Source organism: Catelliglobosispora koreensis DSM 44566 (assembly GCF_000379685.1).
GTDB lineage: Bacteria > Actinomycetota > Actinomycetes > Mycobacteriales > Micromonosporaceae > Catelliglobosispora > Catelliglobosispora koreensis.
Window position 1 is genome coordinate 97,043 of record NZ_KB903289.1, and the last position, 26,198, is coordinate 123,240.

27 protein-coding genes and 1 pseudogene are annotated in these 26,198 nt (G+C 65.1%); 16 read left to right on the forward strand and 12 right to left on the reverse strand.

Annotation, left to right across the window (positions count from 1 at the left end):
- Nucleotides 1-43: 43 nt before the first annotated feature.
- The 3 genes and pseudogenes from A3E1_RS0128305 to A3E1_RS42510 all read left to right on the forward strand — a co-directional run bounded on the left by A3E1_RS0128305 (nucleotide 44) and on the right by A3E1_RS42510 (nucleotide 1,274).
- Nucleotides 44-343: a hypothetical protein gene (locus A3E1_RS0128305; RefSeq protein WP_020524171.1), complete on the forward strand. Its 300-nt coding sequence runs from the start codon at nucleotides 44-46 to the stop codon at nucleotides 341-343.
- 84 nt (nucleotides 344-427) lie between these two features.
- Nucleotides 428-589, forward strand: a pseudogene (locus A3E1_RS48595) (sigma factor); the annotation flags it as partial.
- A gap of 145 nt (nucleotides 590-734) precedes the next feature.
- Nucleotides 735-1,274 carry a hypothetical protein gene (locus A3E1_RS42510; RefSeq protein WP_020524173.1) on the forward strand — a complete coding sequence of 180 codons (540 nt, stop codon included), beginning with the start codon at nucleotides 735-737 and terminating at the stop codon, nucleotides 1,272-1,274.
- 138 nt (nucleotides 1,275-1,412) lie between these two features.
- Here A3E1_RS42510 and A3E1_RS0128320 read toward each other — a convergent pair whose 3' ends face one another.
- On the reverse strand, nucleotides 1,413-2,636 hold the full coding sequence (locus A3E1_RS0128320; RefSeq protein ID WP_026208923.1) for a serine hydrolase domain-containing protein: 1,224 nt from the start codon (nucleotides 2,634-2,636) through the stop codon (nucleotides 1,413-1,415).
- 205 nt (nucleotides 2,637-2,841) lie between these two features.
- On the opposite strand from A3E1_RS0128320, the gene A3E1_RS0128325 reads away from it, so the two are divergent.
- Entirely contained in the window at nucleotides 2,842-3,138 is a 297-nt protein-coding gene (locus A3E1_RS0128325) for a hypothetical protein (RefSeq protein ID WP_157631787.1), read from the forward strand.
- Between the two features lie 73 nt (nucleotides 3,139-3,211).
- A complete protein-coding gene (locus A3E1_RS0128335) occupies nucleotides 3,212-3,511 on the forward strand; it encodes a hypothetical protein (protein ID WP_157631788.1) in 300 nt (99 codons plus the stop codon).
- A 172-nt stretch (nucleotides 3,512-3,683) separates the two neighbouring features.
- Here A3E1_RS0128335 and A3E1_RS0128340 read toward each other — a convergent pair whose 3' ends face one another.
- Together A3E1_RS0128340 and A3E1_RS0128345 are read right to left on the reverse strand one after the other, a co-directional pair.
- Nucleotides 3,684-4,649: a carcinine hydrolase/isopenicillin-N N-acyltransferase family protein gene (locus A3E1_RS0128340; protein ID WP_020524178.1), complete on the reverse strand. Its 966-nt coding sequence runs from the start codon at nucleotides 4,647-4,649 to the stop codon at nucleotides 3,684-3,686.
- A gap of 33 nt (nucleotides 4,650-4,682) precedes the next feature.
- On the reverse strand, nucleotides 4,683-5,021 hold the full coding sequence (locus A3E1_RS0128345) for a hypothetical protein (RefSeq protein WP_157631789.1): 339 nt from the start codon (nucleotides 5,019-5,021) through the stop codon (nucleotides 4,683-4,685).
- A gap of 167 nt (nucleotides 5,022-5,188) precedes the next feature.
- Between A3E1_RS0128345 and A3E1_RS0128350 the strand changes: the two genes are divergently transcribed.
- Nucleotides 5,189-6,922: an aminotransferase class V-fold PLP-dependent enzyme gene (locus tag A3E1_RS0128350; RefSeq protein ID WP_020524180.1), complete on the forward strand. Its 1,734-nt coding sequence runs from the start codon at nucleotides 5,189-5,191 to the stop codon at nucleotides 6,920-6,922.
- A 9-nt stretch (nucleotides 6,923-6,931) separates the two neighbouring features.
- Here A3E1_RS0128350 and A3E1_RS0128355 read toward each other — a convergent pair whose 3' ends face one another.
- Entirely contained in the window at nucleotides 6,932-7,570 is a 639-nt protein-coding gene (locus tag A3E1_RS0128355) for a response regulator (RefSeq protein WP_020524181.1), read from the reverse strand.
- The gene (locus A3E1_RS0128360; RefSeq protein WP_040392145.1) at nucleotides 7,567-8,754 is read right to left on the reverse strand and encodes a sensor histidine kinase; all 1,188 of its coding nucleotides are present in this window, start codon (nucleotides 8,752-8,754) and stop codon (nucleotides 7,567-7,569) included. The genes A3E1_RS0128355 and A3E1_RS0128360 overlap by 4 nt, the downstream gene beginning before the upstream one ends.
- Nucleotides 8,755-8,906: 152 nt before the next feature.
- Between A3E1_RS0128360 and A3E1_RS47415 the strand changes: the two genes are divergently transcribed.
- The 4 genes from A3E1_RS47415 to A3E1_RS0128380 are packed head-to-tail and all read left to right on the forward strand — an operon-like array spanning nucleotide 8,907 to nucleotide 11,843.
- Nucleotides 8,907-9,059, forward strand: coding sequence for a hypothetical protein (locus A3E1_RS47415; protein WP_020524183.1), 153 nt, complete (start codon nucleotides 8,907-8,909; stop codon nucleotides 9,057-9,059).
- Nucleotides 9,060-9,070: 11 nt separating this feature from the next.
- On the forward strand, nucleotides 9,071-10,210 hold the full coding sequence (gene alr, locus A3E1_RS0128370) for an alanine racemase (RefSeq protein ID WP_020524184.1): 1,140 nt from the start codon (nucleotides 9,071-9,073) through the stop codon (nucleotides 10,208-10,210).
- Complete coding sequence (locus A3E1_RS0128375; RefSeq protein ID WP_020524185.1) at nucleotides 10,207-11,202, forward strand: D-alanine--D-alanine ligase family protein; 996 nt, start codon at nucleotides 10,207-10,209, stop codon at nucleotides 11,200-11,202. Before alr ends, A3E1_RS0128375 begins: the two co-directional genes overlap by 4 nt.
- Complete coding sequence (locus A3E1_RS0128380) at nucleotides 11,199-11,843, forward strand: M15 family metallopeptidase (RefSeq protein WP_020524186.1); 645 nt, start codon at nucleotides 11,199-11,201, stop codon at nucleotides 11,841-11,843. Before A3E1_RS0128375 ends, A3E1_RS0128380 begins: the two co-directional genes overlap by 4 nt.
- Here A3E1_RS0128380 and A3E1_RS0128385 read toward each other — a convergent pair.
- Nucleotides 11,840-12,739: a DMT family transporter gene (locus A3E1_RS0128385; RefSeq protein WP_020524187.1), complete on the reverse strand. Its 900-nt coding sequence runs from the start codon at nucleotides 12,737-12,739 to the stop codon at nucleotides 11,840-11,842. The genes A3E1_RS0128380 and A3E1_RS0128385 overlap by 4 nt on opposite strands.
- 71 nt (nucleotides 12,740-12,810) lie before the next feature.
- Between A3E1_RS0128385 and pdxR the strand changes: the two genes are divergently transcribed.
- The 3 genes from pdxR (at nucleotide 12,811) to A3E1_RS42515 (ending at nucleotide 18,092) form a co-directional block, all read left to right on the forward strand.
- On the forward strand, nucleotides 12,811-14,178 hold the full coding sequence (gene pdxR / locus A3E1_RS0128390) for a MocR-like pyridoxine biosynthesis transcription factor PdxR (RefSeq protein ID WP_020524188.1): 1,368 nt from the start codon (nucleotides 12,811-12,813) through the stop codon (nucleotides 14,176-14,178).
- 85 nt (nucleotides 14,179-14,263) lie between these two features.
- On the forward strand, nucleotides 14,264-15,955 hold the full coding sequence (locus tag A3E1_RS0128395) for a hypothetical protein (protein WP_157631790.1): 1,692 nt from the start codon (nucleotides 14,264-14,266) through the stop codon (nucleotides 15,953-15,955).
- A gap of 181 nt (nucleotides 15,956-16,136) precedes the next feature.
- Nucleotides 16,137-18,092 (forward strand): Gfo/Idh/MocA family protein, encoded by a 1,956-nt coding sequence (locus A3E1_RS42515; protein ID WP_020524190.1) that lies wholly within the window; start codon nucleotides 16,137-16,139, stop codon nucleotides 18,090-18,092.
- A gap of 3 nt (nucleotides 18,093-18,095) precedes the next feature.
- Here the strand turns inward: A3E1_RS42515 and A3E1_RS42520 are convergent, their stop codons facing one another.
- Complete coding sequence (locus A3E1_RS42520) at nucleotides 18,096-18,641, reverse strand: CGNR zinc finger domain-containing protein (RefSeq protein WP_020524191.1); 546 nt, start codon at nucleotides 18,639-18,641, stop codon at nucleotides 18,096-18,098.
- 80 nt (nucleotides 18,642-18,721) lie between these two features.
- On the opposite strand from A3E1_RS42520, the gene A3E1_RS0128410 reads away from it, so the two are divergent.
- Together A3E1_RS0128410 and A3E1_RS42525 are read left to right on the forward strand one after the other, a co-directional pair.
- Nucleotides 18,722-19,144: a VOC family protein gene (locus A3E1_RS0128410; protein WP_020524192.1), complete on the forward strand. Its 423-nt coding sequence runs from the start codon at nucleotides 18,722-18,724 to the stop codon at nucleotides 19,142-19,144.
- Nucleotides 19,129-19,959 carry a pyridoxamine 5'-phosphate oxidase family protein gene (locus A3E1_RS42525; protein ID WP_157631791.1) on the forward strand — a complete coding sequence of 277 codons (831 nt, stop codon included), beginning with the start codon at nucleotides 19,129-19,131 and terminating at the stop codon, nucleotides 19,957-19,959. Before A3E1_RS0128410 ends, A3E1_RS42525 begins: the two co-directional genes overlap by 16 nt.
- A 37-nt stretch (nucleotides 19,960-19,996) precedes the next feature.
- On the opposite strand, the gene A3E1_RS42530 is transcribed toward A3E1_RS42525, so the two are convergent.
- Both A3E1_RS42530 and A3E1_RS0128425 read right to left on the reverse strand, forming a co-directional pair.
- Nucleotides 19,997-22,075: an AfsR/SARP family transcriptional regulator gene (locus A3E1_RS42530; protein WP_020524194.1), complete on the reverse strand. Its 2,079-nt coding sequence runs from the start codon at nucleotides 22,073-22,075 to the stop codon at nucleotides 19,997-19,999.
- Nucleotides 22,076-22,183: 108 nt separating this feature from the next.
- Complete coding sequence (locus A3E1_RS0128425) at nucleotides 22,184-22,516, reverse strand: TfoX/Sxy family protein (RefSeq protein ID WP_020524195.1); 333 nt, start codon at nucleotides 22,514-22,516, stop codon at nucleotides 22,184-22,186.
- A gap of 36 nt (nucleotides 22,517-22,552) precedes the next feature.
- Between A3E1_RS0128425 and A3E1_RS0128430 the strand changes: the two genes are divergently transcribed.
- Nucleotides 22,553-23,332 carry an aldo/keto reductase gene (locus A3E1_RS0128430; protein WP_020524196.1) on the forward strand — a complete coding sequence of 260 codons (780 nt, stop codon included), beginning with the start codon at nucleotides 22,553-22,555 and terminating at the stop codon, nucleotides 23,330-23,332.
- A 53-nt stretch (nucleotides 23,333-23,385) separates the two neighbouring features.
- Here the strand turns inward: A3E1_RS0128430 and A3E1_RS0128435 are convergent, their stop codons facing one another.
- From A3E1_RS0128435 to A3E1_RS0128445, 3 genes are all read right to left on the reverse strand, one after another.
- Nucleotides 23,386-23,853 carry a hypothetical protein gene (locus A3E1_RS0128435; protein ID WP_020524197.1) on the reverse strand — a complete coding sequence of 156 codons (468 nt, stop codon included), beginning with the start codon at nucleotides 23,851-23,853 and terminating at the stop codon, nucleotides 23,386-23,388.
- 82 nt (nucleotides 23,854-23,935) lie between these two features.
- Entirely contained in the window at nucleotides 23,936-25,066 is a 1,131-nt protein-coding gene (gene mraY, locus A3E1_RS0128440; protein ID WP_026208926.1) for a phospho-N-acetylmuramoyl-pentapeptide-transferase, read from the reverse strand.
- Between the two features lie 113 nt (nucleotides 25,067-25,179).
- Entirely contained in the window at nucleotides 25,180-26,130 is a 951-nt protein-coding gene (locus A3E1_RS0128445; RefSeq protein ID WP_020524199.1) for a hypothetical protein, read from the reverse strand.
- Between the last annotated feature and the right edge of the window lie 68 nt (nucleotides 26,131-26,198).

A 26,198-nucleotide genomic window follows, 5' to 3' on the forward strand; every position in this document is an offset into this window, starting at 1 on the left:
GGCCGCTCATGAGAGCGGTCGGCCTTCTGCATAGGATGCCGGCGTGCAGCGCATCGAGGTTACCGCCAGCGGGATCACGGTCACCTCGGTGACCGAACCCCTGATTTCCATGCACGGCAAGGAAATGCGGCCCGGCCCGACCGTCGTGCAGGAACTGGCGTGGCACGAGATCGCCGACGTGTCTTTCTCCGTCATCGAATTGCCGCCCGACGGTCAGCAATGGACCACTTTGGTAATCGACCTGACGTGGGGCGAGTACATCGAAGTCGCCGAGGAAGCACAGGGGTTCACCGAAGCGGTTCAGGAACTGTCCCGCGAATGGTGCAACCTGCGGCGCACCTAGGGCGTGTGTGCCGTCATGACCGCACCAGCTGTTGAGTTTGATGGCTTCTACCAGGCCCATTTTCGCTAGACGGTGGCCATCACCTATGGCTTCACCGGCGACCTGACCGAGGCTCAGGACATCGCGCAGGAAGCCTTTTCGCGGGCTTGGCAGCGGTGGTCAACGGTGTCCGTTTACGACAACCCGGTCTTTTGGGTCCGTCGGGTCGCCACCAACCTGGCTCACTCCCGCTGGAGGCGGCTGCGTGTCGCGACGGGTACGCCGAGAAATACTCATCTCCGCCGGGACTCACGACATGTACGCGGTCCGCTGGTCCTGCACCTAACCGGCAGTCGCGCGGATGCCCTTCGCTGAGTCAACGAGCCGTTCCCAACGGCCCTACACTCCGTGCATGGTCAAGGAGCTGCGGATAGACCGGTGGATGGCGTTCAACGTCAACACGATCGGTATGCGACAAGACCCGTTCCCGCTGGCGTTCAGTTCCACCGTCGCTGGCGGCGTGTATTCGATTGTCGCGACGGCCGCCCGCGCGGTGGAGCTGGTCGATCTGCTAGCCGCGCATGCCAAGGACTACGCGGTTGTCGTGAATGTGGGGACGAACAGCTTCCTGGAAGACGACGCTTCACCGTGGCCGCTGGGCCAGATCGCGCGTGCGCAGAGCGTTGACGCGACCGTCCACGACATCCGGTGGGCAGCGTCTCGGCACATGTCGGATGATCTGCTGGTCATGCCATGGCTGGAGATGCCCAAGTTCCTCGACGACTGGGGTCACTACCAAATCGAGGTGTTCGATGTCGCCGCGCCATTGACCTCGGCTGAGGCCGACGAGCTGGCGCTCACAGTGAACACACACGACATGAAGACACCTGTGCTGCCAGCCATCCCAGGCGCGCAGGTGTATTACGGCGGTCACGATGACTGCTACGTGTAGTCGAGACCACTCCGATCCGCTGCCGGACTCCATGCCTTACCAAGTCGTCCTGGATCTGCCGAGCCAGACCTGGTCCTTGACCCAGGAGCGATAAGGGACCGGACAGAAATCGAGTTCTGTCCGGTCCCGGCGGCGCTGTTAGTCGATGGCCTGGTAGACGGTGGTCCAGAAGTCGTGGATGGCATGTGCCGAGTTCGGCACGGTCAGCCCCACCTGGGTGAGCAAAATTCCGGTGAGCTGCTTGTCCGGGTCGGCGTAAGCGGAGGCTCCGCTGCCGCCGTCCCAGCCGAACTGGCCGACGGACGCGTAGTCACCGCGGTAGGTGCGCACCGCCATCCCGTAACCCCAGCCGCCGTGCTGTCCCTGGCCGAATGAGATGTGAACGTTGTCGCGGGCCATGGCTTCCCGGTCGGCGAGTTGCGCAGGCGTGAGGCTGTTGGTGGTCATCAGCTCCACAGCGGGCCGCGACAGGATCCGCTCGGTGCCGTGCATGCCGTGGTTGAGCAGCATCTGGAAATAGGCGTGGTAATCGTCCACTGTGGACACCAGCCCACCGCCGCCGCCAGGGAACGCTGGAGGCTGGCTCCACCGGCCACCCACGGCCTCGTCCCAGACGTTGAACTCTCCCGTTTGCGGGTTGGGAGCGTATAGCGTCGGCATTCGGTCGATCTTGTCTTCGGGTACGTGGAAACCCGTGTCCTTCATGTCGAGCGGGTCGAAGATGCGTTCCCGCAGGAACTTCTCGAACGACTGACCCGTGACCCTGGCGACCAGCACGCCAAGCAGGTCGTTGCTGATCTGGTACTGCCACCGCTCACCCGGCTGGTGCATCAGCGGCAGTTCGCCAAGACGGCGCATCCACTCGTCCGGCTCGGGCATCGGCTCTGGCAGGTTAGGCGTCAGCCCCTGCTCGAAGATCGCGCCCATGATGGGCGTGCCCAGCGCCGTCATGTCCATGCCGAGCCCGAACGTCGACGTCAGTAGATCCCTTACCGTGATCGGCCTCCGCGCCGGCACGGTGTCCTCCAGCGCGCTGTCGATCCGCGTGAGCACCCGCCTGTTGGCCAGTTCCGGCAGCCACTGGTCCACCGGGTCATCCAGCCGCAGCCGGCACTCGTCGAGCAGAACCATCGCGGCCGCGACGGCGACCGGCTTGGAAGTCGACGCCATCCGGAAGATCGTGTCCCGGCGCATCGGCGGCCCACCGTCGTGCTGCATCGTCCCGAGCGCTTCGACGTGTGTCTGGCCGCCGCGGCTGACCAGGGCCACCAGCCCGGGAATCTTCCCGGATTCGACGTGCCGTGCCAGCACGTCGTGCAGCCTGCGCAGTCCCGTCTCGGAGAAGCCGTTGCCTTGCACCATCATGAATCTCCTTCGTGTGCGTGTGTTCGCTGTCCAAACCATGCGTGCCCGACCTGACGCGGCCCTGACACCGCCCCGACACGGGCCACCTGACCAGCCTGCCGGCACCGCAGGTCGTGATCAACAGCGAACTCAGGCATGACCGATAACCCCATGGTTATGGCAGGACTAGACAGAGCGCACGCGCTGAACGACTGTGGACGGCGTGGTCTCTAAATACCTGTGGAACAAGTGGGGCATGTTCGTCATCGGAGCCGCGCTCCTAGCGATTGGCCTCGCCACTAGCGGCGGCGAAGTCATGTGTGACGGCAAGCCAATGTCGCCGGATGACACGTGCAGCCACCTTCGCAAACGGCGCGCGGTGGTCAACACGTTTGAGGAAGAGAAGTTCCACCAGTCCATCGCGGAGAAGATCTTCATCGCGTCGGGCGGCGCCTTCATCATCGCCGGAGTCGTGTGGACCGTCGTAGACCGCCGCAGGAAAACCCAGCGCCCGCAATGAATATTCTGCTTACCTGGCCGTGCGGGAACGATTCTCGCGTACTCGTGCCTGCCACATCACAGCGGCCAGGATGATGACAAACCCTACCGCCACACTGATAAGGCCGGCCTGCATCATGGGCCAGCTGGCGCTATTTCCTGTAACGGGGAGCGTGCCCGACGGCGAAGGCGTCACCGAACCCGGTGGTGTCACCGAGCTGGACGGCGTGACTGAGCCGGACGGCGTCGCTGAAGATGAGGGCGTTGCCGAAGACGAGGCTGTTGTCGACGACGAAGGCGACACCGAGCTCGTGGGAGTTGTGGAGGACGAGGCCGTCACCGAGGTTGACGGGCTGGGTCTAGTCCGCGACGGTGTTGGGCTCGTGCTGCCGTAGCCGTACCCCGGCTCCTGGGCCGTTGCCCCGGCCGGGCCAAGCATCAAGGCAGCGGCACCGGCGAAGGTCACCACGCCGGCCGCGAGCGCTGTTAGAGCGCGGCTGAGTCCCATACTCCGATAACGGAGATGATCGGCAAAAGTAGTGCTCTGACCTGGGAAACGTCGGCCGGTCAGTTGGCGGGGGAGACGCCGGCCAGTTTGAACGTGTGGATGCGGTCCCACTTCTGCCCGGTGATGAGGTGTACGTCGCCGGTGCGCAGCTCATAGGTGACCGACCAGCGGGTGTGCGGCTGAGCGACCGCCTGCAGCACCCGCATCGCGCCCTGCCAGCCCAGGGCACCGTTCACTTTGGACAGTTCACCGGACGTGATGGCGTAGCGGCGGTCTGCGGCACGGGTCGCGGCATCGGCCGGCACAAGCTGGAAGTTAGTCATCGCCTGCCATGGCCCGGCAGACTTCTCGATGCGCAACTGGCCGTCAATGAACTCAACAACCGCTGACCTTCCAGCCGCGTCAGAGATCAGGTAGTGCAGCGCCGGGCCGCCAGAGAAATCCAGGTTGTACTTGTCGAACCACAGCAACGCCTCGTCAACAGTGGCCGCATGGTCAAGCATGAGGCGAATGATGCGCACGCTGCCCACCGTCGGCCTGCCCGCCACGGCTGGAGCCCGCCCGGCCGTGTCAGCGGCCAGCCCGATGGCCAGGCCCTTCTCGTTCATCCCGTCGAAGGGCAGCAGCGGGGCCTTGAGTAGTTCTTTCGGCCGTGCCATGGGGTTTGTTATGCCCAGGTAAGAAATGTCCACGAGCGAGATCGAGGCGTACCCGTCGGGCGGATCGGCATGCAGCAACAGCGCCGGATTCGGGTCCCAGTCGAAGTTGCGTGCGAACACGGGCCGCTCGCGGTCGCCAGCCGCCAGGAAAAGCGAACACCCGAACGGACTCGCCGGCGTAGCGGCCTGAACGTCGGCAAACGGGTCGTAATCGCCAATCAGCGTCATCTCGTACAGCGGCAGATCGTCGACCTGACGCAGCGTGGCCAGGCTCGGGTCGCTGGAGTGCTGCTGCTCGACGGCGGGCGTGCAGCCCGTCACGGCCAGCACCAGCAACAGGGCCAAAGTCACGCGCAAAACAAACACCTCGCGAGGATCAAAGCGATCGATCCTTGAAGCCTAGCTTGATTTTCCGTTCCACAGGAACGTGTCCTTGATGGCGCTGGAGCAGATGCCCACCAGGAGTGTCACCGGCTCAGGCAGAGAATCGTCACGTGTTCCCGCGGTGGTGTGGGAGAACACGACGGCTAGGAGCATGGCGAGCAGCAGCAGGAGCGACACGGCAGGGCACGCGAGCCCAACTACCGCAAGCAAACCGGCGCCGGAGAACACGGCCACCACCCAAACCACGATCGCGACGATCGTGACGCGCATTGCCCACACAAGACTGCGGTATGAAGGCATTTGGCGCAGTGCGGAGGCCAGCTCTGCCGGGCTGACCCCAGATATTGTTGACATAATCCGTCCAAAAGCGAGAATGCTTGCATAAGTCAGCCAGTTTTATACACGATCGCGAATGCGTCCCGACAAGTACCCCCGGCTGCCTGGCTTCAACCACGGACATGGGGTGAGCGAGTGTCCATGATCCGGTAGTTAACGGATTGTTACGGCCCTATTCTCCGCACATGACAGCGACGGACGCGCTTATCAGCCGGATTCGGCAGGCAGTGATAGGTGACGATGTCCTGATCGAGGGTCCTTATGGGCCAAGGCGTATCATGTACGCCGACTACACCGCGTCAGGTCGCGGGCTCGACTTCGTCGAAGACTATCTGCGTGAGCACGTCTTGCCGCTGTACGCCAACACGCACACCGAGGCCTCCGCGACCGGCAGGCACACGACGGCGTTGCGCGAACACGCCCGCCAGCTCATTCACCGCAGCGTCAACGGCAGCGACGAGGACGCGGTGGTGTTTTGTGGCACGGGCGTGACCGGTGCGATCGACCGGCTGGTGCGCCTTTTCGGCCTGACGGGTCAGCGCGACCGGCCGCCCCCGCAAGAGCGCCCGGTCGTCTTCATCGGACCGTATGAGCACCACTCCAACGAATTGCTGTGGCGCGAATCCATCGCCGATGTTGTGCCGGTTCGCGAAGCGGCCGACGGCGGCGTAGACCTGGAAGACTTGGCGCATCAGCTGTCGCGCTATGCGGCGCGGCCACTCAAGATTGGCAGTTTCTCGGCCGCGTCCAACGTGACCGGCATCCTCACCGAACCTGACGCGGTCTCGCGCCTGCTGCATCTGCACGGTGCTCTGGCGTGCTGGGACTACGCCGCCGCCGGGCCCTACGTCCACATTGACATGAACCCGGACTCCGATCCCTTGGCCTACAAGGATGCTGTCGTCATCTCGCCGCACAAATTCGTCGGCGGGCCGGACACACCAGGCGTGCTCGTCGCGAAACGGCACCTGTTTGACCGCCCTGTGCCCGTCATCCCGGGCGGTGGCACGATCCTGTTCGTCAGCCACGAAAGGCAGTCGTATCACCCCGATCCAACCATCCGCGAGGAAGGCGGCACGCCAGCCATCATCGGCGCCATCCGGGCAGGCCTCGCCTTTTCCATCAAAGACTCCGTGGGTACTAAGGAAATCCGCCGCCGGGAATCGGGCTTCGCCCAGCGTGCCCTTGAGTCGTGGTCACGGGACGAGCGAATCGCCATCCTGGGCAACACCAAAGCCGAACGTCTCGCGATCGTCTCCTTTGGACTCAAAAACGGCCGGGGCATGCTGCACGGCAACTTCGTCGCCGCACTCCTGAACGATGTGTTCGGAATCCAGGCTCGCAGCGGCTGTTTCTGTGCCGGGCCCTACTTGCATCGTGGCTTCCCGATCGGCGACGCGTGGTCACAGCGGATGGACGAGGCGACAGCCCAGGGGCAGATGGGAGCGAAGCTGTCGTTCACCCGGATCGGCTTTCCGTATTTCGCCAGCGACCAACAGGTCGGCTACCTCATCGAAGCGGTGCACCTGCTTGCTGAGCACGCCTGGAAACTGTTGCCCCAGTACGACTTCGACGAAGTCTCCGGACTGTGGTGGCACCGTTCGCTGGTCACCCGCAAGCGGGTCGAGCTGCCCGATCTGCTCATGGGATCAGTCCCGGAGCTAGCCAAGGGCAGCCGCGACGACGGCGATCTGCAGCGCTACCTGAGCGAAGCTATGGACATTTTCGCCCAGGCGACGCCACACCCTCGTGATCTGACCGCCGAAGCGTCGGGTTTCGAAGACATCAGATGGTTTCCGTTGCCGGGGGAGGGTTCCAGCGAGGTGTGCTGCCCTCCCGACGTGGCGCCGCGCCCGTCATCGCGTCTCGCGAGAGCGCTGGAAATCCTTGCCCCCGCGGTGCTTTCCGACCGCCAGTAAACCTGGACGCTAGCCGACGAGCCGGTTTTCCCAAGCCCACGCGGCGGTTTCGACCCTGTTGCGGGCGCCGAGTTTCATCTGCACACTCGCCAGATGGGTTTTGACCGTGCCCACGGCGATGAAAAGCTGCGCTGAGATCTCGGAGTTCGTCAGGCCTTGCGCGACCAGTTTCACGACTTCCAGTTCCCTGGGCGACAGTCCGACGTCCTCGTGGACGGTCGCCGGGGTGCTCAGGTGCGCCAGCAGCCGTACCGTGATGGAAGGGCTGATAAGAGCGTCGCCGGTGGCTGCCGCGCGCACGGCCTCCACGAGCAGAGCCGGGCCAGAGTCCTTGAGCAGAAAGCCGCAGGCGCCGTTGCGCAGTGCCGTGTGCACATACTCGTCGAGGTCAAACGTTGTCACCACAACGACTTTGACCGGTTCAGCGACACCGGGCCCGGCGAGCAAACGCAGCGCCTCAAGTCCATCGAGGCGGGGCATGCGGATATCCATCAGCACCACATCGGGCCGCAGTCGCCGGCACATCTCCACGGCGGTGACGCCGTCTTCGGCCTCGCCGATCACTTCCATGTCGGGCTGCGCACCGATGATCATGCCGAATCCGGTGCGGACCATCGCCTGGTCGTCGGCGATGAGCACCCGGATCATGCCGCCACCTGGCTGCGCAACGGCAGGGCCGCGTCGACGACCCAGCCGCCGGTGGCGTCAGGCCCGGCGGTGATGGTCCCGCCAACAGCACTGACCCGTTCGCTCAAGCCGATCAGCCCGTAGCCGTGCCCACGGGCGGCGGGAACGTGCCGCGTCACGCCGTCGTTGACGACCCGGACGAGCAGCCAATCGGGGGTCCGGCGCAGCAGGACGTCAACCGCCCGGGCGTTCGGCGCGTGCTGGCGGGCGTTGGTCAGCGCCTCCATGACCACCCTGTACGCCGATGTCGAGATCTCAACGGGCAAGCCGTCCAAATCCCCGTCAATATGCGGGCGCACCAAAGTGGTCGTGGCGCTTCGGAAACTGTCTAGCAGACGGCTCATGTCCGTGATCCCCGGCAGAGGAGCGAGCGGCACTTCCGGTCTGGCGTTGGGGTTTCGCAGCACACCCACCATCCGCCGCATCGAGGTCATCGTCTCCAAACCAGCGGCTTCAATCTGTTCCAGCGCGGCCAGCACCCGTTGTGGGTCTTGCTCGGCGACGAATCGTGCGCCCTGAGCCTGGACCACGATCCCCGTCACGTGGTGAGCGATGAAGTCATGCAGGTCGCGCGCGAACTCCGCGCGCTGCTCAACCCGAAGCGCGGCGACCGCGCGTTCCCGGTTGCTGGCTAGGAGCCGCAGGTAAGTCCCTCCGGCCACCGCGCCCGCCGCGCCGAGGGCCTGAAGCAACCCGAACGTGACCCAGTCAGGGCCGAGGCCCCGCAAGGGAAGCAGTGCCACCGCGATGACGGTTACGGTCACCGCGACGGGCGCCCAGCCGGCCGCACCTCGCCGGGCGACGACGAATATCACGCCCAGCAGCCCCAGCGATTCGGCAAGACCCCAGCTGCGATAGAGGTGGACATCGACAACGGCAACTCCGGCGGTGACGGCAAGGGATGCCGCGGCTACCAGGAGCGCGGCCTGCGGCAGCCGCTTGGATCCTTGCCGGTGAATGGGCAGGAAGACCGCCGCCGCGGCGGCCGCTAGCCCTACCTGGACCGAAATCAGCACCAGGCGCTCTGGGCTGGAGAAGGGCAGCATCTCCAGCGGAACATCGAAGATGCTGCCCACGAGTGCCAGCGTGCCTAGGGCGGCGAATTGACCGAGCCGCACCCACCATCGCCCAGGAATGTCAGTCATCATCGTGACCCAGCGTAGCTAGCGCGCCGGCGAATCTAGATCAGCCAAAAGACATACCCTGCCGCACCGAGATCTGGCCACGGGCTGATGCGGCCAGGGTCAGCAGTCCGCGACGCTTCAGTCAGTCAGAACCGCATGTGACTGGAGGACTGATGACTTGCGTCCGCGAGCTGGAGATATTCGTCGCACAAGTGCTGGTGGCGCCCGTAGCGGCCGCCGCACGGCAGCAACGGCTGGCTTCCCAGCGGCGAATCCGCGAAACGCTGGCGGTCCGCAGGGCAGCCGCGGCCAGCGGCGGCAGGTAAGCAACGTCACCATGTCGCTGGGCCAGGCCGTGATCGACAGCGTCGCTATTGGCGCCAACATCCGGCACATCGCCGCGCAGACGCGTACGCCATTGATGGCCGTCGTGAAGGCCAACGGATTCGGGCACGGCGCGGTGACCGTCGCCGAAGCGGCGCTCGCCTGCGGCGCCACCTGGCTGGGCGTGACGTCCACGGCAGAAGCCATGGAACTGCGGTCGGCAGGGATCACCGCGCCCATGTTGAGCTGGCTGCACCGGGCAGACGAGGAATTTGCGGACTTGATTGCGGCCAACGTCGACATCGGGGTATCGAGTCTGGCGCATCTGCACGGGATCGCCGAGGCGGCCGCGCGCACGGGCCTGCCCGCGGCCGTCCAGCTGAAAGTGGACGTCGGTCTGTCACGCAACGGGATCCTCGGCGACGACTGGACCGAACTCGTTACCTACGCCCGCAAACATGAGGCCGAGGGCAGCGTCGTCGTGCGTGGACTGTGGTCTCACCTCACCAATGCCGACGTCGCGGGGTGCCCCAGCGTCGGGCAACAGGTCACCAGATTCCATGACGCGCTACAGGTCGCGCACGGCGCTGGGCTGACGCCTGACGTGGTGCACCTGGCCAATTCCGGTGCGGCTCTGGCCGCCCCGCAGACACGGTTTGACCTGTGCCGCATTGGCCTGGCCATGTACGGTGTCGATCCGTTTTGGCGCGAAGGCGTGAGCCAACGGGCGCTACAGCCGGCGATGACGTTGCGTACCAGCGTCGTCAACGTCAAGCGGGTGCCTGCGGGAACCGGTGTTTCGTACGGGCCTGACTACGTGACGGACCGTCCCGCCACGCTCGCCCTGATTCCGCTGGGTTACGCCGACGGCCTGCCCCGCGCCGCCGAAGGCCGCGCGTCGGTGTGGCTCGCCGGGCAGCGGTGCCCCATCGTCGGGCGCATCTCCATGGACCAATGCGTTGTCAACGCTGGCGATCTGCCGGTCAGCCTCGGCGACCCCGTCATCGTCTTCGGCGCCGGAACTCACCCGGGCGAACGCCCGCCGGCGGTTGAGGACTGGGCGCACTGGGCCCGTACCAATCCGCACGAGATTTTGACCGGCATCGGAGCGCGGGTAGCCCGCGTGACACCTCAGGAGGCACGGACAAGATGAAAACCCGGCTGGCTGTGCTGTTCGGCGGGCGAAGCGGCGAGCATGACGTTTCGCGCCTTTCAGCGCAAAGCATCCTGGCGCACCTCAACCCCGCCCACTATGAGGTGACCGAAGTGCTCATTGAGCGCGACGGCCAGTGGTGCGTCGGCGGCGACCACGCCACCCTCGCCGAAGCGTTGCGGGTGCTGCGCGCCCAGGACGTGGTCTTCCCAGCGCTGCACGGTCCCTACGGCGAAGACGGGATCATCCAGTCGATGCTCGAATGGCTCGGCGTGGCCTACACCGGCAACGGAGTGTTCGCCAGCGCGGCCGGCATGGATAAGGCGATCACTAAGAAACTCCTTGCGGCACAAGGTTTGCGGGTCGCCGACGGAGTCGTGCTGCAGGCGGGGCATGACCTGGCGGAAGCCGACCGTGAGCGGTTGGCGCTGCCCGTTTTCGTCAAACCCGCCCGCGCCGGGTCCAGCCTGGGTGTGTCCAAAGTAGAGCAGTGGCCGCAGCTGCCGGCCGCGCTGCGGCTGGCTCGCGAAAGCGACACGAAGGTCCTCATCGAGCGGGCCGTGCCCGGGCGCGAGATCGACGTTGGTGTGCTGCAACACCCGGACGGCACGGTCACCGCCGGTCCGCCGCTGGAGATCCGGGTGCCGAGCGCGACATTCTTTGACTACGAAGCCAAATACGGCGGGGGAGCGGTCTTTCACCTCCCGGCCCCACTCGACCCCGCCATGACACGTCGTCTGCAAGACCGTGCCGTCGAGGTGTTCCACGCGCTGGGCTGCCGGGGCCTGCTGCGCGTCGACTTCTTCGTCCCGGAGCCGGACGGCGAACCGGTCGTCAATGAAATCAACACTTTTCCTGGCTTCACGAAGGCGTCGCAGTACCCGCAGATTTGGCAACGGGCCGGCATCGAGTTCCCGGATCTGCTCGACATTCTCATCGCTGGCGCGCTCACCAAACGGACCGGCGCACTCACCTCCGAGGCCGTCGCATGATCCTGCTTTCCGATCGCCGTGTTTCCGTCATTCCTTTGCGCGACAACGGTGAAGTCATGGTCGACCTGCGCGACGTTGACGAGTTGCGGGTCGACGCCCGGCTCGCTGACGCGGCTGGCGCCTACGCGCATCTGCGAGAAGACACCGTCGCTCGCCTGGTCAGCGCGCAAGGGCGCCTGCCCTATGGGTTGCGGCTGCTCATCATCGAGGGATACCGGCCGCTAAGCCTGCAGACCACCTATTTCGAGGACTACAAAGCTGAGCTGCGGGCTAACTATCCACATTGGACCCCCGCGCGACTGCACACGGAGGCCAGCAAATACGTCTCGCCGCCCGAGGTCGCCCCGCACAGCACCGGTGGCACCACCGACCTGACGTTGTGCACCGAAGACGGCATTGAGCTCGATATGGGCACCGCCGTCAACGCCAGCCCGATCGCCAGCGCCAACGCCTGTTTCACGGCCTCGCCTGATATCTCGCCGCAGGCACGCGTCAACCGCGGCATCCTGTCACAGGCGCTCACCTCGGTGGGGCTGGTGAACTACCCCACCGAGTGGTGGCACTGGTCGTTTGGCGACCGCTACTGGGCGCTTAGCACGGGTGCTGCCGCGACGCGGTATGGCCCGGTGGACCTGAGCTAGGTGAGCGAAGCCAGCACCGTGAGACGGTCCGTCGCGGGGCGTCGCGGGCGGATGCCGATGAGAACGCCCGCGATCACTACCGCGGCACCGGCGAGTTCGGCGACGGCGGGCAAACCCTGTCCCAGCAACGCCGCGGTCACGATGGCACCGATGGGCAGGCAGCCGGCGAACAGCCCAGCGCGGTCGGCGCCCAGGGTGGACAGTGCTGAGTACCAAAGAAGAAAAGCTCCGGCACTGACGATGACGGCGAGGTAGGTGAGCCCGAGCGCCTCGGGCATCGTCGGCATCCGCAAAGCGTCCGTGCCGGCGGTGGCGAACCCCAGCACGAGCAGCATCGGCACCGAAGCCGCGCCGGCGTAGGCCGAAACCCTAATCGCACCAAGCTTTGGCAGCAACGGCAACGCCAGCATCGAGAAGCACACCTCGCACGCCAGAGCGCCAACGCTAAACAGGATGCCGCGCGGGGTGCCGGTGCCCAGACCGGTGGCCAGGGTGGCCCCGCCGACGACGACCAGCGCTCCGATGAGGACTCTGGGCGAGGGCCGTTTTCCCGCCGCCAGCGGCCCGATGACGGCCAGCACGACGGGCACGGTGCCCACGATCGTGCCGATGAACGCGGCACTGGCATAGCGGGTGCCCTCGACGACGAAGACGTTGAACGCGACGATGCCGGTGGCGGCCAGGCCCAGCAGGTACGCCCATTCCCGCCCGGTGAGCCGCACCAGGCCGTGCCCACGGGCGTGGGCGACCGCGAACAGGATGAGCGCGGCCAGGATGTAGCGCACCGCCTGCCCGCCGTAGACCGGGTAGCTGGACACGCTGGCTGACACTGCCGCCAGGGTGCCGACGAGGAACATGGCCCCGGAGGCGGAAAGGCTGGCGCGAAGATCTCCCATGCCTCTCAAGGTAGGATGCCATTGGTCCCCGCGACAGGACCAATCGGCACCCGATCCAGAGGACCAATCGCGTGGACCTGCATCTGCACATCGACCACTCGGCCGGTGCGGTCACCGTCCAGCTCACCTCGGCGCTGCGCGACAGCATCCGTTCCGGGGCGTTGCGTGCCGGGACCAGCCTGCCACCGAGCCGTCAGCTGGCCCAGGACCTTGGCCTGTCCCGGGGCGTGATCGTCGAGGCTTACAGTCAGCTGGCCGCCGAAGGGTTTGTCATCGCCCGCCCGGGAGCACGCACCATGGTGTCGGCCTGCGCGACAGCAGCGGAAGTGTCGCCAGTGGACGGTCCGGTTCAGCCCGGTGCGGTTGCCGTGCGCTATCAGCTTCGCCCTGGTACCCCCGATTTGAGTTTGTTCCCCCGATCCTCATGGATGTCGGCCCTGCGCCACGTGATGACCTCGATCCCGCACGACGCCCTGGGCTATCCCGATCCGGCAGGGGTGCCGCAGTTGCGCGACGAACTCGCCGCCTACCTCAACCGGGTGCGGGCAGCCCGCGCCGACGCGCAGCACATGGTCGTCGTCAACGGCGTCGCGCTGGCGCTAAGCCTTGTCACCAGAGCACTCGCCAGCCAGGGCCGCGACCTCATCGCCATCGAGGACCCCAGCGGGCTCGGGCAACGAGAGCTCCTAGCCGCCTCCGGCGCACGGCTCGTGCCCATCCCGGTCGATGACGAAGGCATAAGTGTTGCGGCCCTTAGCCTTTCCGGCGCCCACGCCGTCCTGCTGACGCCTGCGCACCAATTCCCAACCGGTGTCGTGCTTTCCCCGGCCCGGCGCACCGCCCTCGCGGCCTGGGCCGCCGAAACGGGCGGGCACATCATCGAAGACGACTACGACGCCGAGTTCCGCTTCGACCGCGAACCCGTGGGCACGTTGCAAGGCCTGCTGCCTAGCCACGTCACCCTCACCGGATCGGTCAGCAAATCCCTTGCCCCCGGCCTGCGGCTGGGCTGGATGGTCTCGCCGCCACCGCTGGCCGCCGAAGTCGCCCGGCTGCGCCAGCTGCTCGACCTCGGCTCGCCCGTGCTGGAACAGCATGCCCTGGCACGCTTCCTCGGCGACGGCGGGTATGACCGGCACCTGCGCCGGGCCCGCAAGGTTTACCGCCGCCGCCGCGACGCCCTGGCGAACGCACTAGCCATACACCTGCCGCAGGCGAAAGTGCGCGGGATCTCTGCCGGGCTGCACCTGCTCGCCGAGCTGCCCGCCGGCACAGACGACGAAGCCATCGCCGCCAAAGCGCTAAAGCTAGGCGTGACCACATCTCCGCTCTGTCCAATGCAGACCCATCAGGGGGTACCAGGCCTCGTCCTCGGATTCGCCGTCGAACCCGAACACCGCCTCGGCGAAGCCGTCCGTCTCATCGCGACCGTGGTCTGACCCTAACTGGTTTTGAGACCGTAACGTGACGAAAGATCGTTGGGACGGGCCAGCATCGGCGGTTGGGTTGCCTTAGCGTTCACGAATGAAGCTGACCAGGCCAACATGGATCTTCTTAGGAATGTCGTTGATGCTGGTCGTGATTTCGCTGGTCAGGCTGTTCTGGCGGCTGTATGCCTATCCTGATTTGTCGATTGTCGCCAATGGGTCGCTGGGCCTGGCGCCATTGGGCTGGACGGAAATCATGGTGGTCCTCCCCTTCTGGGCTCTGTTGCTGGCCGTCTTGCTCGCGGTCATGGGGCGGGCAGATTTTGACGGGCCGGGCCGCAGGAAACAACTCGTCTCGCAGACGCTCTTGCTTACCGCGGCCGGTGTCGCCATCATGTTCTGCTCGGTGGAGTCAATCGACAGGCTGTCATTAGGCGGGTTGTTCGCCGCGATAGGTATCGCCATCGCGGCGCCCCTCATCGTGGATGTATTCGTGAGCAAGCAGACGGATCTGGCAGAGGCCTGGCGACGACTGCGTTATGTGCCTGTCGTCCTAGTCGGCGTGATTGTGCCGCTTATCGCCGTTCGGTGGATGTTGCTGCGGTGGCCCGAGCCACCGGTCACGTCGCCAATTACCGTCCTAGTGCTCCTCGTCGTCGCGCTCATTCAGGCAACCGCGATTCGTCAGTCGCTCGGCAGGCCGATGGGCGTCGATGACGCGACTGGTTCGCCGCGGCTGCAACGAATAGTGGCAGCCTCAGCGGCGGCCGTTATCCTCCTACCCGGCGCGGCGGCTGCTGTCATCGCGGTGACAGCAAACCTGCCACAGGTGTGGTTCCGCGATGGCTGGTCGGCGCTCGCTGCCGGATGGCCAGCAGGGCGTCATCCCGTTTTTGCGCACGGGAACGGCTTCATTACCGACTGTCTCGACGACCGTTGCGAAAGTGCTGACACGATCCGGATCGGATTTGCTTTCGTGGAAGACCGGCTGTCGTATCCGACGGCTGCGATCGCCGCAGATGGCGCGGTCACGATTGTTAACGGAGAGCAGCTCATCCATTGCGACGCCGGCCGGTCGGCGTGCAGAAAAGTCTCTCCTGTCACGCTCAAGGGCGCGGCGCTTAGCGCTGTCACTGTGTCAGCGAACGGTGCCGTTGTCCTCGGCGCCGCATGGGTGGTGTCGGCGAATGAAACGACAACCTGGTTGAAGCTGGCAATCGTCCAATGTGCGGATCCCTACTGCGCTGAGGTGACTGTCGCCGACCTCGGCCAGATGGAAACAGGCGTGCTCGAGACTTACAACAGCCAGATCAGGATCGGCATCGGTGAGGCCGGGATCCCAGGTCTCATCGTGTTTGGCAAGGACACCTTCTGGGTTGGACACTGCCCTGCAGCCGGGTGCAGGTTGTCTAAAGCCACTGAGGCGCATCAGCACCAGGAGATGCTAGATCTCCATGGGTGGCCTTACCAACGGCGTGCAGCTCATGTCGACAGCGGGGCTGAGATGGCGGTCGGAAAGGAAGGCTACTACGCGCTGGGATTTATGTCGGCCAGAGCTGAGGCGATTCAGCACATGTCGACGTCGTCCGGCGATGCCCTACTCATTTGCGCCGATAGCCGTTGTGGTGAGGTCAAGCGCCGCGTTTTCCTGCCAGTTCCCTTCGTGCCGTATCCTTTCGACCTGCACTCGCCGCCGTGGGTTTACAAGGATCCCATTGCTGTGCATCCAGATGGCCGAGTGGTTCTTGTAAACAACTATCTTCTGCGCCTCTATGTGGTTGAGCGCTAGAACCCAGACTCAACCGTGTGCGGGCGACACTGAGCGCCTTGACAGAGAACTGCGAACGGTTGCTTAGATTTGTAAAATTCAGGGCTTGAAGTTGCAGATTTATGCATCTAAGGTCATGCGCAAATCCCTCAGGGGCTGTGTCGGCGTAGCCGCCTTCATCGCTCAACCGTGAAGGAGTCTCATGACTGAAATCAACCGCCGAACCTTATTCGGCGGCGCTTTTGCTACCGGTGCGGCGGCGATAGGGGTGGGCAGCGCGTCGCTCGCCTCGGCTGCTTCGCTCGCGGACCCGCCGCGTCCGCCGGGCCAGACGTCGATGATCGATGTCGCGTTCCCCGCGCGTTCCACCGTCCGCATAGGACTGATCGGATTGGGCAATCGCGGCGGGTCCATGGCTGGTGAATGGGCGCGGGTGCCAGGTTGCGTCGTCACCGCCGTGTGCGACATCCGCAGCGCCCGCGCGCAGACCGTGGCCGATCAGCTGGTCGCCTCAGGCAAACCCCGGCCCGCCATCCACGGTGGTTCCGCGTCGTCATATCAGGCACTTCTCGCACGCACCGATGTGGACCTCGTCTACATCGCCACACCATGGGAATTCCACTACGCCCAGGGCCGCGACGCGATGCTCGCGGGCAAGCACGTGATGGTGGAGCTGCCCATCGCCACGACCTTGACCGAGCTGTGGAGCCTGGTCGACACCTCCGAGCAGACGCGCAAACACTTGATGCTGGCCGAAAACTGCTGTTATGGCGAGCACGAGCTGGCGATGCTGAAGATGTCGCACGCGAAGGTCTTTGGCGAGGTGACCAATGGCCACGGCGGCTACCTGCACGATCTGCGGGCCCTGTTGTTCAACGACGGTTACTACACCGACGACTGGCGCCGGCTGTGGCACACCCGCAGCACCGCGAGTTTCTATCACATGCACGGTCTCGCCCCGGTTGCCGCCGCGATGGACATCAACCGCGGCGACCGCTTCGCCACCGTCAGCGCCACGTCCACGGTCGCGCGTGGCCTGGCCGATTACCGGCAGCGATTCGTGCCAGCCGGGCACCGGTCGTGGAACGAGACCTACATCAACGGTGACTTGGTCACGTGTCATATCAAGACGGCCAAGGGTTATGCCATCCGCACCGAGCACGATGTGAGCACACCGCGGCCGTATAGCCGGATCAACAGCATCGCCGGGACGCGCGGGTTGCTCGAAGGCTATGCCAACACGGCATCGACGTCGCGCATCTACTTTGAACCGGCGTTCGGTGACCACGGCTGGCGTGACTTTGGCCCGTACCGGGACCAGTACAAACACTGGCTGTGGACCAAACTTGGCGGTTCCGGCGGGGGCCATGGCGGCATGGACTTCATCATGTGCTGGCGCACGATCCAGGTCATGCGCGCGGGTCTGGTGCCCGACATCGATGTCTACGACTCGGCCGCGTGGTGCGCGCTGATCCCGCTCAGCGCCGACTCGCTGGCCCTTGGCGGAGCAGCGGTGCAAGTCCCCGATTTCACGCGCGGCGACTGGAACCGGATACGCCCCGGTCTGGATTCACCACCGTCTGACATGCCTGGGGGTGGCGGAACGCAGCCGCTGCCGAACTTGGCGGCAGCCTTCGACAACGTCGGCACCACCTATGAGTCCAATACGACGCCGGGCAATTTCGACGGCGACGGCAACAGTTTCTCCGCCGACAAGCTCACCGCCGCAGGGCTGGCTCCCGGCGCCACCGTCAGTGCGCTCGGCGCCAGCATCACGTGGCCCAGCGCGGTCGGCGCCAACAACAACGCGGTCGGCCGCGGGCAAGTCATCATGTTGAGCGGCCGGGGAAGCAAGCTCGTGCTTCTGGGGTCAGGCATCGGTTCTCTGCCGAGCGGCGCGGTCGTGGTGAAGTACACCGACGGCACCACCGCTCAGGGCACGATTACGTTTCCTAACTGGACCCAACCCGCGTCCAATGGCGCCACCGCGGTCGCGACCGTCGTCGGCCGCAATCGCCAAAGCGGTTACGGCGACACGAACTACAACTACACGATCTTCGCGCACTCGGTGGCACTCAACAACGCCAAGACTGTCGAAACGGTGACGCTGCCGGTCAATAGCAGCTTGCATTTCTTCGGCATGGGCCTGGCGCCGTAACGGTTAGTCCGATGCGTGCCGTGTGCGGGCGTAGTGGCGTGCCGCCCGCACACGGTTGCCACACGAGTCGCTGCACCACTCCTTGCGTGGGTGGTCCTTGGCGAAAAACTTGATGCAACTAGGAGCGCCGCACGCCCAGATCTCAGCGGCGGCAAGCATTTCCACGGCGCTGTGAGCGACCTCAGCGAGAGCCGCGTCAACGGCGTCGCCGCTGTGCACGGGCACCACCTGCAGCACGCGGCTGCCACGTAACTCCACCCACATGCTGGCCGCCCGGCCGACGGCGTTAATGGCCTCAAGCTCGGCGGGGGAGACCGACTCACCACCGGTGCTGGCGCTTGCCACCGAACGTATCGCCTCACGAAGCGAGCGGGCGGCCTCAACGTGACGGTCCGTGACGCTCGCCAGCGCGGCTTCGGCCAGCGGCGTGGCCAATTCGGGACGCGCCGCGCGCAGCCAGGCGGCCAAGTCGGCCGGAGTCACGAGCGCGTCTTGCTCCTGGGCGACGGCGACATAGCGGGTATTGGCCAGGGCGACGGGCAACTTCACATTCTCATGGTACTTGACGGCTTCAACCGTTAGGCGTCTAATGGGTGCAGAAGCGCTAACCCGTTAGAAAGGCTGTTCCGGTGGCATCCCTCCAAACCGGCCACATCGGCTTGAACGTGTCCGACCTCGACCAATCCGTGGCCTTCTACGAGCGCCTTTTCGGGTTCAGCACCAGGCGCTTCGACGGCTACGCCTTCCTGAACCACGACGGTGTGCTCATGGTGACGCTGTGGCAGCAGAGCACGCAAAGCTTCGCCACCGACCGGCCCGGCCTGCACCACCTCTCCTTCGCCGTGCCCGACATCCCGGCCGTGGAGCATGTTGAGGCGACGCTGCGGGAGATGGGCGTGGCCATCCGCGATGACAGCGGGGTGCCCAGCGAGGTTTCCGAAAGCGGCCAGATCTTCTTCCACGACCCTGATGGCATTCGCCTGGAGGTCTACTCGCTCACGCCAGGCAAGCCCCGGGCGGCCACTTCGCAGCCGGCGTGCGGATTCTTCTGATGCGTGCCTGGCACCAAGGCGAAACAGCCGTCCAGCAACGGGCCGGCTATCACCGCAACGGCGGCGTCGGGGTCCGGTTACCCGATGCCGCCCGCGATTTCCTGGCCCAGCGGCAAACGATCATCCTCGGTGGCCGCGACCTTTCCGGCCGTGTGTGGGCCGGAGCGCTCTATGGCCCGCAAGGCTTTCTCCAAGCCAACAACCAAAACCTGATAACCCTTGATGTGGTACCAGATGAGTCCGACCCGCTGCGTTTAGCGCTGCGGCACCAAGCCGACGTGGGCGCGATCGCGATAGAGCCCCAAACCCGCCGGCGCATGCGCGTCAACGGCCGCCTGCACGACCTTGGTGACCACCTCGTCATCGAGCCCGACCAGGTGTTCGCCAACTGCCCAAAATACATCGCGGAAACGCCGCTCGGCGCCACGGACACCGGCTACGAACGCGACTGGTCCACTGAACTATCATTAGCACAGCAGGCCTTCATCGCCACCATCGACACGTTCTTCGTCGCGTCTCATGTGGACGGTCACGGCGCTGACGCCTCGCACCGCGGCGGCCAGATCCGCGTCACCGGCCCGAAAACACTGTCGTGGCCCGACTATCGCGGCAACGCCATGTTCATGACGCTCGGCAACCTTGAGCTAGACCCGGCCTGTGGCTTGTTCATCCCCGATCGCGTCAACGGCGAGCACCTGCGCCTCACCGGCACCGCCCGCGTCGACTGGGACCCCGCAGCAGCAGCCACGTTCGAAGGCGCCGAACGGGTCGTCCACTTCGACGTGAGCGACGTCGTGCAAAGCCGCAGACCGTAGGCTAAGGTTCGGCTTTCTTCCTGGGCTGGAGCGGCGACTAGGTGGCCGCAGCCGGTGTGAAGACCGCCAGCAAGTGCCGTTGCACGCTCAGGTTCGAGGCCGCTTGTGCCGCTCGCACGGCCGCGGTGGCTGCCGTGCGCCAGCACACGCTGTATTGGCGTAAGGCGAAGTAGCCGCGCAGGTCGTCAGCTAGCAGCCACGCCACGTCAAACGGTCCGTTCTGGGCGCAGTGGGTCATCAGGGCCAGCAGGTTGAGGCGTTCGGTGTCCAGCCACGACAGTGCCTCGGCGCAGGTCATCGTGACCGTCGTTTCCGGACGGCTGAGCCGTGCCAAGTGCGGGTACAGCGCGCGTGCGGCGGCGTCGGTGTGCGCTAAATACCAGGCGTAGTAACGGTTCAGCGAGCTGTCATCGTCAGCGGCGAGCTCGTGTGCGTATGCCCGCACGAGGTCGTGAAAGGTATACCGCCCAACGCCGCCGTATTCGAGCAAGTGGATTCCGGCGAGCCGGTGTAGCAGCGCTGTCGTTTCCAGCACCGGCTGACCCGCGAGCGCGGCGACCGCGGGTTCGCTGAAGTCGGTCGCAGGCACCAGCCCGAGGTGACGGAACAGCTTCTGCTCGGCCGGGCGCAGGCGCTCATAGGAGCGGCTAAACGCCTGACGCACCGCGATGTGGCCGTCATCGGCACTGGTCATGGCCGACAGCGGATCGGTGGCCAGCCGTTGAGCGAAGGCTTCAATGGGTGTACTCGGCTGGTCGGCGACCTGAGCGGCGGTGATCCTGACGGCCAGTGGCAGCCCAGCACACGCGCGCACCAGCCCGGACACGGCGTGCGGTTCCCTCGCGGCCCGCTGAGCCCCGACGATGCGGCCAACGAGCTCGTGCACTTCTGCTTCTGGCAGGCACGGCAAACTGATGCGGCGGGCCCCGTCTGTCGCGGTCAGACTGGCGAGCCGGCTCGTGCTGGTGACGAGGGTGAAGCACGTTCCGCCGCCGGGAAGCAGAGGCCGGATCTGTTCGGCACTGGCCGCGTTGTCGAGCACGATGAGGATCCGCTTACCGGCCAGTGCCGAACGGTATGCGGCACTTGCCTCCTCGACGTCCACGGGCAGACTCCGCACACCCAGGCTGCGCAAGAAAAACGCCAGCACGGCAACGGGCTCAGTGCCCTGAAGGTTGAAGAACAGCTGACCGTCAGCGAAGGCGTCAGCGTGCTCGTGAGCCCACCGCAAAGCCAGTGCTGTCTTGCCTATCCCGGGCGGCCCGGTGATCGCGGCCAGGGACTCACCCTGAGCCAAGTAGGCGGTCAGCTGAGCGGCCTCCTCGGCGCGGCCGGTGAAGTCGCTGACCGTCAGCGGCAACTGGCGCGGCGTTGGCGCGCTGGGCATCTGGTGTGGACGGTCCAAGCTCGGGTCAGCGCGCAGGATCGCCTGTTCCAGCCCGGCGAACCCCGCATCGGGGTCCAGACCGTGCAGATCGGCCAGGCCAGCCCGGAAGCGGCGGCCGATGGCGAGGGCTTCGTGTGACCGCCCGCAGCGGTAGAGCGCTAGCATGTGCAGCTCGATGAGCTTGCCGCGTAACGGGTTGGCGGTGGTCACCGGATTCAAGGCCACCGCCAGTTCTTCGTGGCGGCCGAGCTCAAGTTCCTTTTGCGCGAGCCGTTCCCACGCGACTAGCCGTTGTTCCTCCAGGTAGACGCGGGCCGCCTCGGCGAACGGGGCGTCGCACCCGGCCAGGGCAGGGCCACGCCACAGATCCAGTGCGGCCCGCAGATGCTTGGCGGCGATAGCTGTCTCGGCCACGGCGGCATCAGCCAGGTGCCGCTGAAAGTCAGTCAGGTCGAAATCGGGCGCGTGCAGGCAGTACCCACATTGTTTGGTCTCAATAGTTTTCCGGCCGGTGATTTCCCGCAGCGTGCAGACCATGGCCTGGATCTGGGAGCGGGCCGTCGCCGGTGGAATGCCGCCCCACAGCGCCTCGGCGATGCCGTCGATGGTGACCGTGCGCCCGGTGTTGAGCAGCAGAAACGCCAGCAACGCCCGATGGCGTGGCCGTCCTGCGGCGATAATCGCCTCGCCGTCGCTCACCTCAATAGGCCCGAGAATCCCAAACCGCATGCCAACAGGACGCATCGCAGACGCATATTCGTTGCATACCAACCCCGGCGAGCCTGTGAGCTGAGGGCCCGGAACCGGCAGTCCGGGCCCTCGTTCAAAGCCTGAACGTCATTTTGGTGGCAAGGTCCGGGCGAAGGCGATCCCGCGGGTAACCCAGCGTTTTAGGTCGGCGGCTTTGCGGCAGGCTGATTCGTCAACGGTGATCCAGCCTCGCATCGGCTTACCGCGCATGACCATTTCGGCGGCTCCCGGCTCGTCGAGCACCTTGTCAGAGGTGTCTGGATCCATGCGCACCAAGAGCCCGCCCTGCCCCCGCACCGCTACGGCCATGTTTCCGTTGAGCAGCATGGCCAGCCCGCCAAACATGCGTTGCTCGGTCAGCCCTTTTTCCTTGCCAGTGAGTTCGCGGACGCGGTTCGCCAGGTCCTCGTCATAGGCCATTGCCCCATCGTCGCATGTTCGGGGAAGAATCGAATCATGACTGCACACGCACAACCGGCCGCGGCCTTGCCAGGCGGGGGCGCCATCCCGCTGCTGGGCTTCGGCACCTGGCAAGCAACCGGCAAGAGCGGATACGAGGCTGTAAAGACCGCTCTGGAGACCGGCTACCGGCACATCGATACCGCCACGATCTACGGCAACGAGCGGCAGGTGGGTGCCGCGCTTCGCGACAGCGGGGTACCCCGTGAGTCGGTGTTCCTGACCACCAAGGTGCCGCCGGACCGCGTGGGGCATGCGCGGCAAACACTTGAGGAAAGCCTTAGCGCGCTGGGCGTGGATCAGGTCGACTTGTGGCTTATCCACTGGCCGCCCGCGCGTGGGCAGTCAGAGCGGCTCTGGCGTGAACTCATCGCCGCACGCGACGCTGGTCTAACACGGGCAATCGGGGTGAGCAATTACTCCATCACAGAGATCGATCAGCTGGTCAAAACCACCGGTGAACTGCCCGCACTCAATCAAATCAAATGGGGTCCACCGTTGTATGACGCCAAAGTTCAGGCCGCTCACCGCGAACGCGGCATCGTGCTAGAGGGCTACAGCGCCTTTAGGGTCACGAAGCTCAACAGCGCGGTCCTAACGGAAATCGCCCAGCGGCACGGTGTTACCGGCGCTCAGGTCGTGCTGCGGTGGCATCTGCAGCACGAGACCGTGGTGATCCCCAAATCGGTTACCCCGCAACGCATCCGCGCGAACTTCGACATCTTCGGTTTCACGCTGACGGAGCAGGAGATGGGCCGCATCGATAGCCATGCCTAGCAAGGAGTGGCCGCCGCACCCTCGCGAGGCGGCGGCCACTGTCCACTCAGGACTCAGCCGTTGACGAAACTCCACAGGTAGGTGATCCGGGCGTCGCCGGCGTTGATCCGGACCCCGCCATAGACGTTCTTGTTGGCCGTCTCTGACCAGTCAAAGTTGCACCGGGCCCACGAGCCGACTCCGTGCGGGTTGCGGCACCAGCGGTCGGCGACACCCGCCGAGGCGGTGATCAGCGCCATCGCGGAGTGCGTGTCTTCGGAGCCATCGCGCACATAAACGATGTCGCCGGCGTAGTTGATGCAGACCCGGGTGTTGCGGTTGGGGTCGGTAAGGCAGGTGTCCTGCCCGGACGGTCCGCTCACCTGAACACCGGTCTGGCAGGAGACGTTCGAGCTTCCGCACCAGGTGAAGTAGCTGTCATCGGCCATGCTCGGTGACTGAACGCTAAATACCGCGGCACCGATCGCTAGGGCGACCGCGGCGGCACGGGATGCGAGTCTTCTTCCGAGGGTGAACCGCATAGAGAGACCTCCTTGCCTCTGGATGATCTGATCTGACCGGCCCATCCTGACGCGTAGAGATATAGAAATCCTACAATTCGAGCTAGTTCCCCATGACACGCAGGAAATCGGCGTAGAAAAGACCCAGGCCGGCCGCGACGAAAATGCCGCCGATGATCCAGAACCGGATGACAATGTTGACCTCGCTCCAGCCCTTCATCTCGAAGTGATGGTGCATCGGCGAGATCAGGAAGATGCGTTTGCCCGTCGTCTTGTACGAGATCATCTGCAGGATCACCGAGCCCATGAGGATCGCGAATAGCCCGCCGATCAGCGGCAGCAACAGCTCGGTGCGTGTCGCGATGGCCAGGCCACCGATGAGCCCACCCAGGCCCAACGCGCCGGTATCACCCATGATGATCCGTGCGGGTGAGGCGTTCCACCACAGGAAGCCGACACACGCCCCGGCCGCGGCGGCCGCGATCATGGAGATCTCCAGCGGATCGCGAACCTGGTAGCAATAGGGGATCAGCGCGTCCGGGTTGGACGTGTAGCCCCGGTCGCCGCACCAGTGCTGATACTGCCAGGCGCCAATGAAGCTGTAGGCCGACAGCACCATCACGCTCGACCCGGTCGCCAGACCGTCTAAGCCGTCGGTGATGTTCACCGCGTTGCTGGTGGCGATGATGATGAGCACGAACAGGACCACTGCGCCGATCTTGCCGATGTCGAGCCAGTCGATGTCCCTGATGAACGAGATCTTGGTCGAGCCGACCGTTTGCCCGTTCGTGCTGGGGAAGTAGAGGGCGATCACGCCGAACACCGCGCCGACGAGCGACTGCCCGATGAGTTTGCCCCTCTTGCTCAGGCCACCGCTGTTACGCCGGCGCACCTTGAGCAGGTCGTCGATGCAGCCGACCGCTCCACAAAAGACGAACAGCCCCAGCAGCACCAGGCCCGTGATCGATGGGGGGATCTGCGCGATCTGCCGCTCCGGCACGCTTAGCAGCGCGAAGTGCCCGGCGACATAGGCGATGATGGTGGCGACGATGAACACCACACCGCCCATGGGCGGGGTGCCCTTCTTGCCCTGATGCTGCGGCACCGGCCCGACCGCCGCTTCGGTGCGGATGGGCTGGGCCACTTTGAGGCGGATGAAAAGCCGGATCGCTAACGGCGTCCCGAAGAGGGAAACCAGGAACGCCACCACGGTAGCGATAAAGACAGCTCTCACCGGCTCACTTCCCCTGATCAACGGCAACGCGTTAAAGGGAACGTACACGGCTTGCCGTTGACGGCGAGGGCGTGGCTCAACGCTGTCGCCAAGCCACGCCCTCGTTGCCTGGCTTAGGTGCAGATGCGGCGGTAGGTGCCGCCGACGTACGGGGTGTTGACGTTGCCGTCATGGTTGTAGTTGGCCACGATCACGTTTCCGTTGGTGATGTCCTCTGTTCCCGTGTTCAGTGGGCTCAGCTGCTGCCACGAGTTGCCGTTGCGCACGGACATGTAGACGCTGTTCGGTGGGGAGGCCACCATCAGTCCCGCGGTGTTGACCGCGTGCGGGTATTGGCCGGGGAACTCGCGCGTGATCTGGCCGGCGACGTTCCATTCCACGATCCGGTCAGTGTCGATGTCCTCGCTGAGGATGCGGCCCCGGCTGAACCCGCGCATGAATACATCGCGCTGCAGCGTGATCTGCGATCCGTCGGCGTTGACGATGACCCGGGTGTTGGTGACATACCTGCCGGTGTCATCGATGCCGACGGCGAAAACGCCCGATCCGAGCGTGGTGACCTGGCCCGGTGTCGCGGCCCGCCATAGCGCACCTATGGGGGAGCAGAACAAGCAGTAGGCCTGCCCGATGATGTCACCGGGGTTGTTGATCGCCAGGTTCGTATAAACGATGCTGCCAGCGACCGTCGGCAGCATCTGGTAGGTGCCGTTCTGATAGCGCCACGCGGTGTCCATATTGTTCGGCCCGCGCCACACGCCGGCGACCACTCCGCTGTCGTTGACGGCGTCGGCCCGGTTAGAGCCGCTGCCCGCGACCGGGTTCGGCAGGACTTGCGGCACCCCATCGTGCCAAACGACCGCGTTGTTGCCGGTTCCGTCGGTCCGGATGGCGTGCCCGGCGATGAGCGCTGAGTTCTGTGCGGCCCCGCTGACGACCACGCGTGAGTGTCCACTGGGGACAGCCAATTGCGTGGCGCTCCAGGTGCAGGCCGCCATCGCCGGCGCCCCTGGCACAAGGGGCACGGACAGCGCCGCCGCCACCGTTGTCAGGATCCATTTCTTCATGGCGCGGAGTGTAACCTAGTCAATTTGATTGTATCTATATATAGATAGGCAAGTTAATGACGCTGACC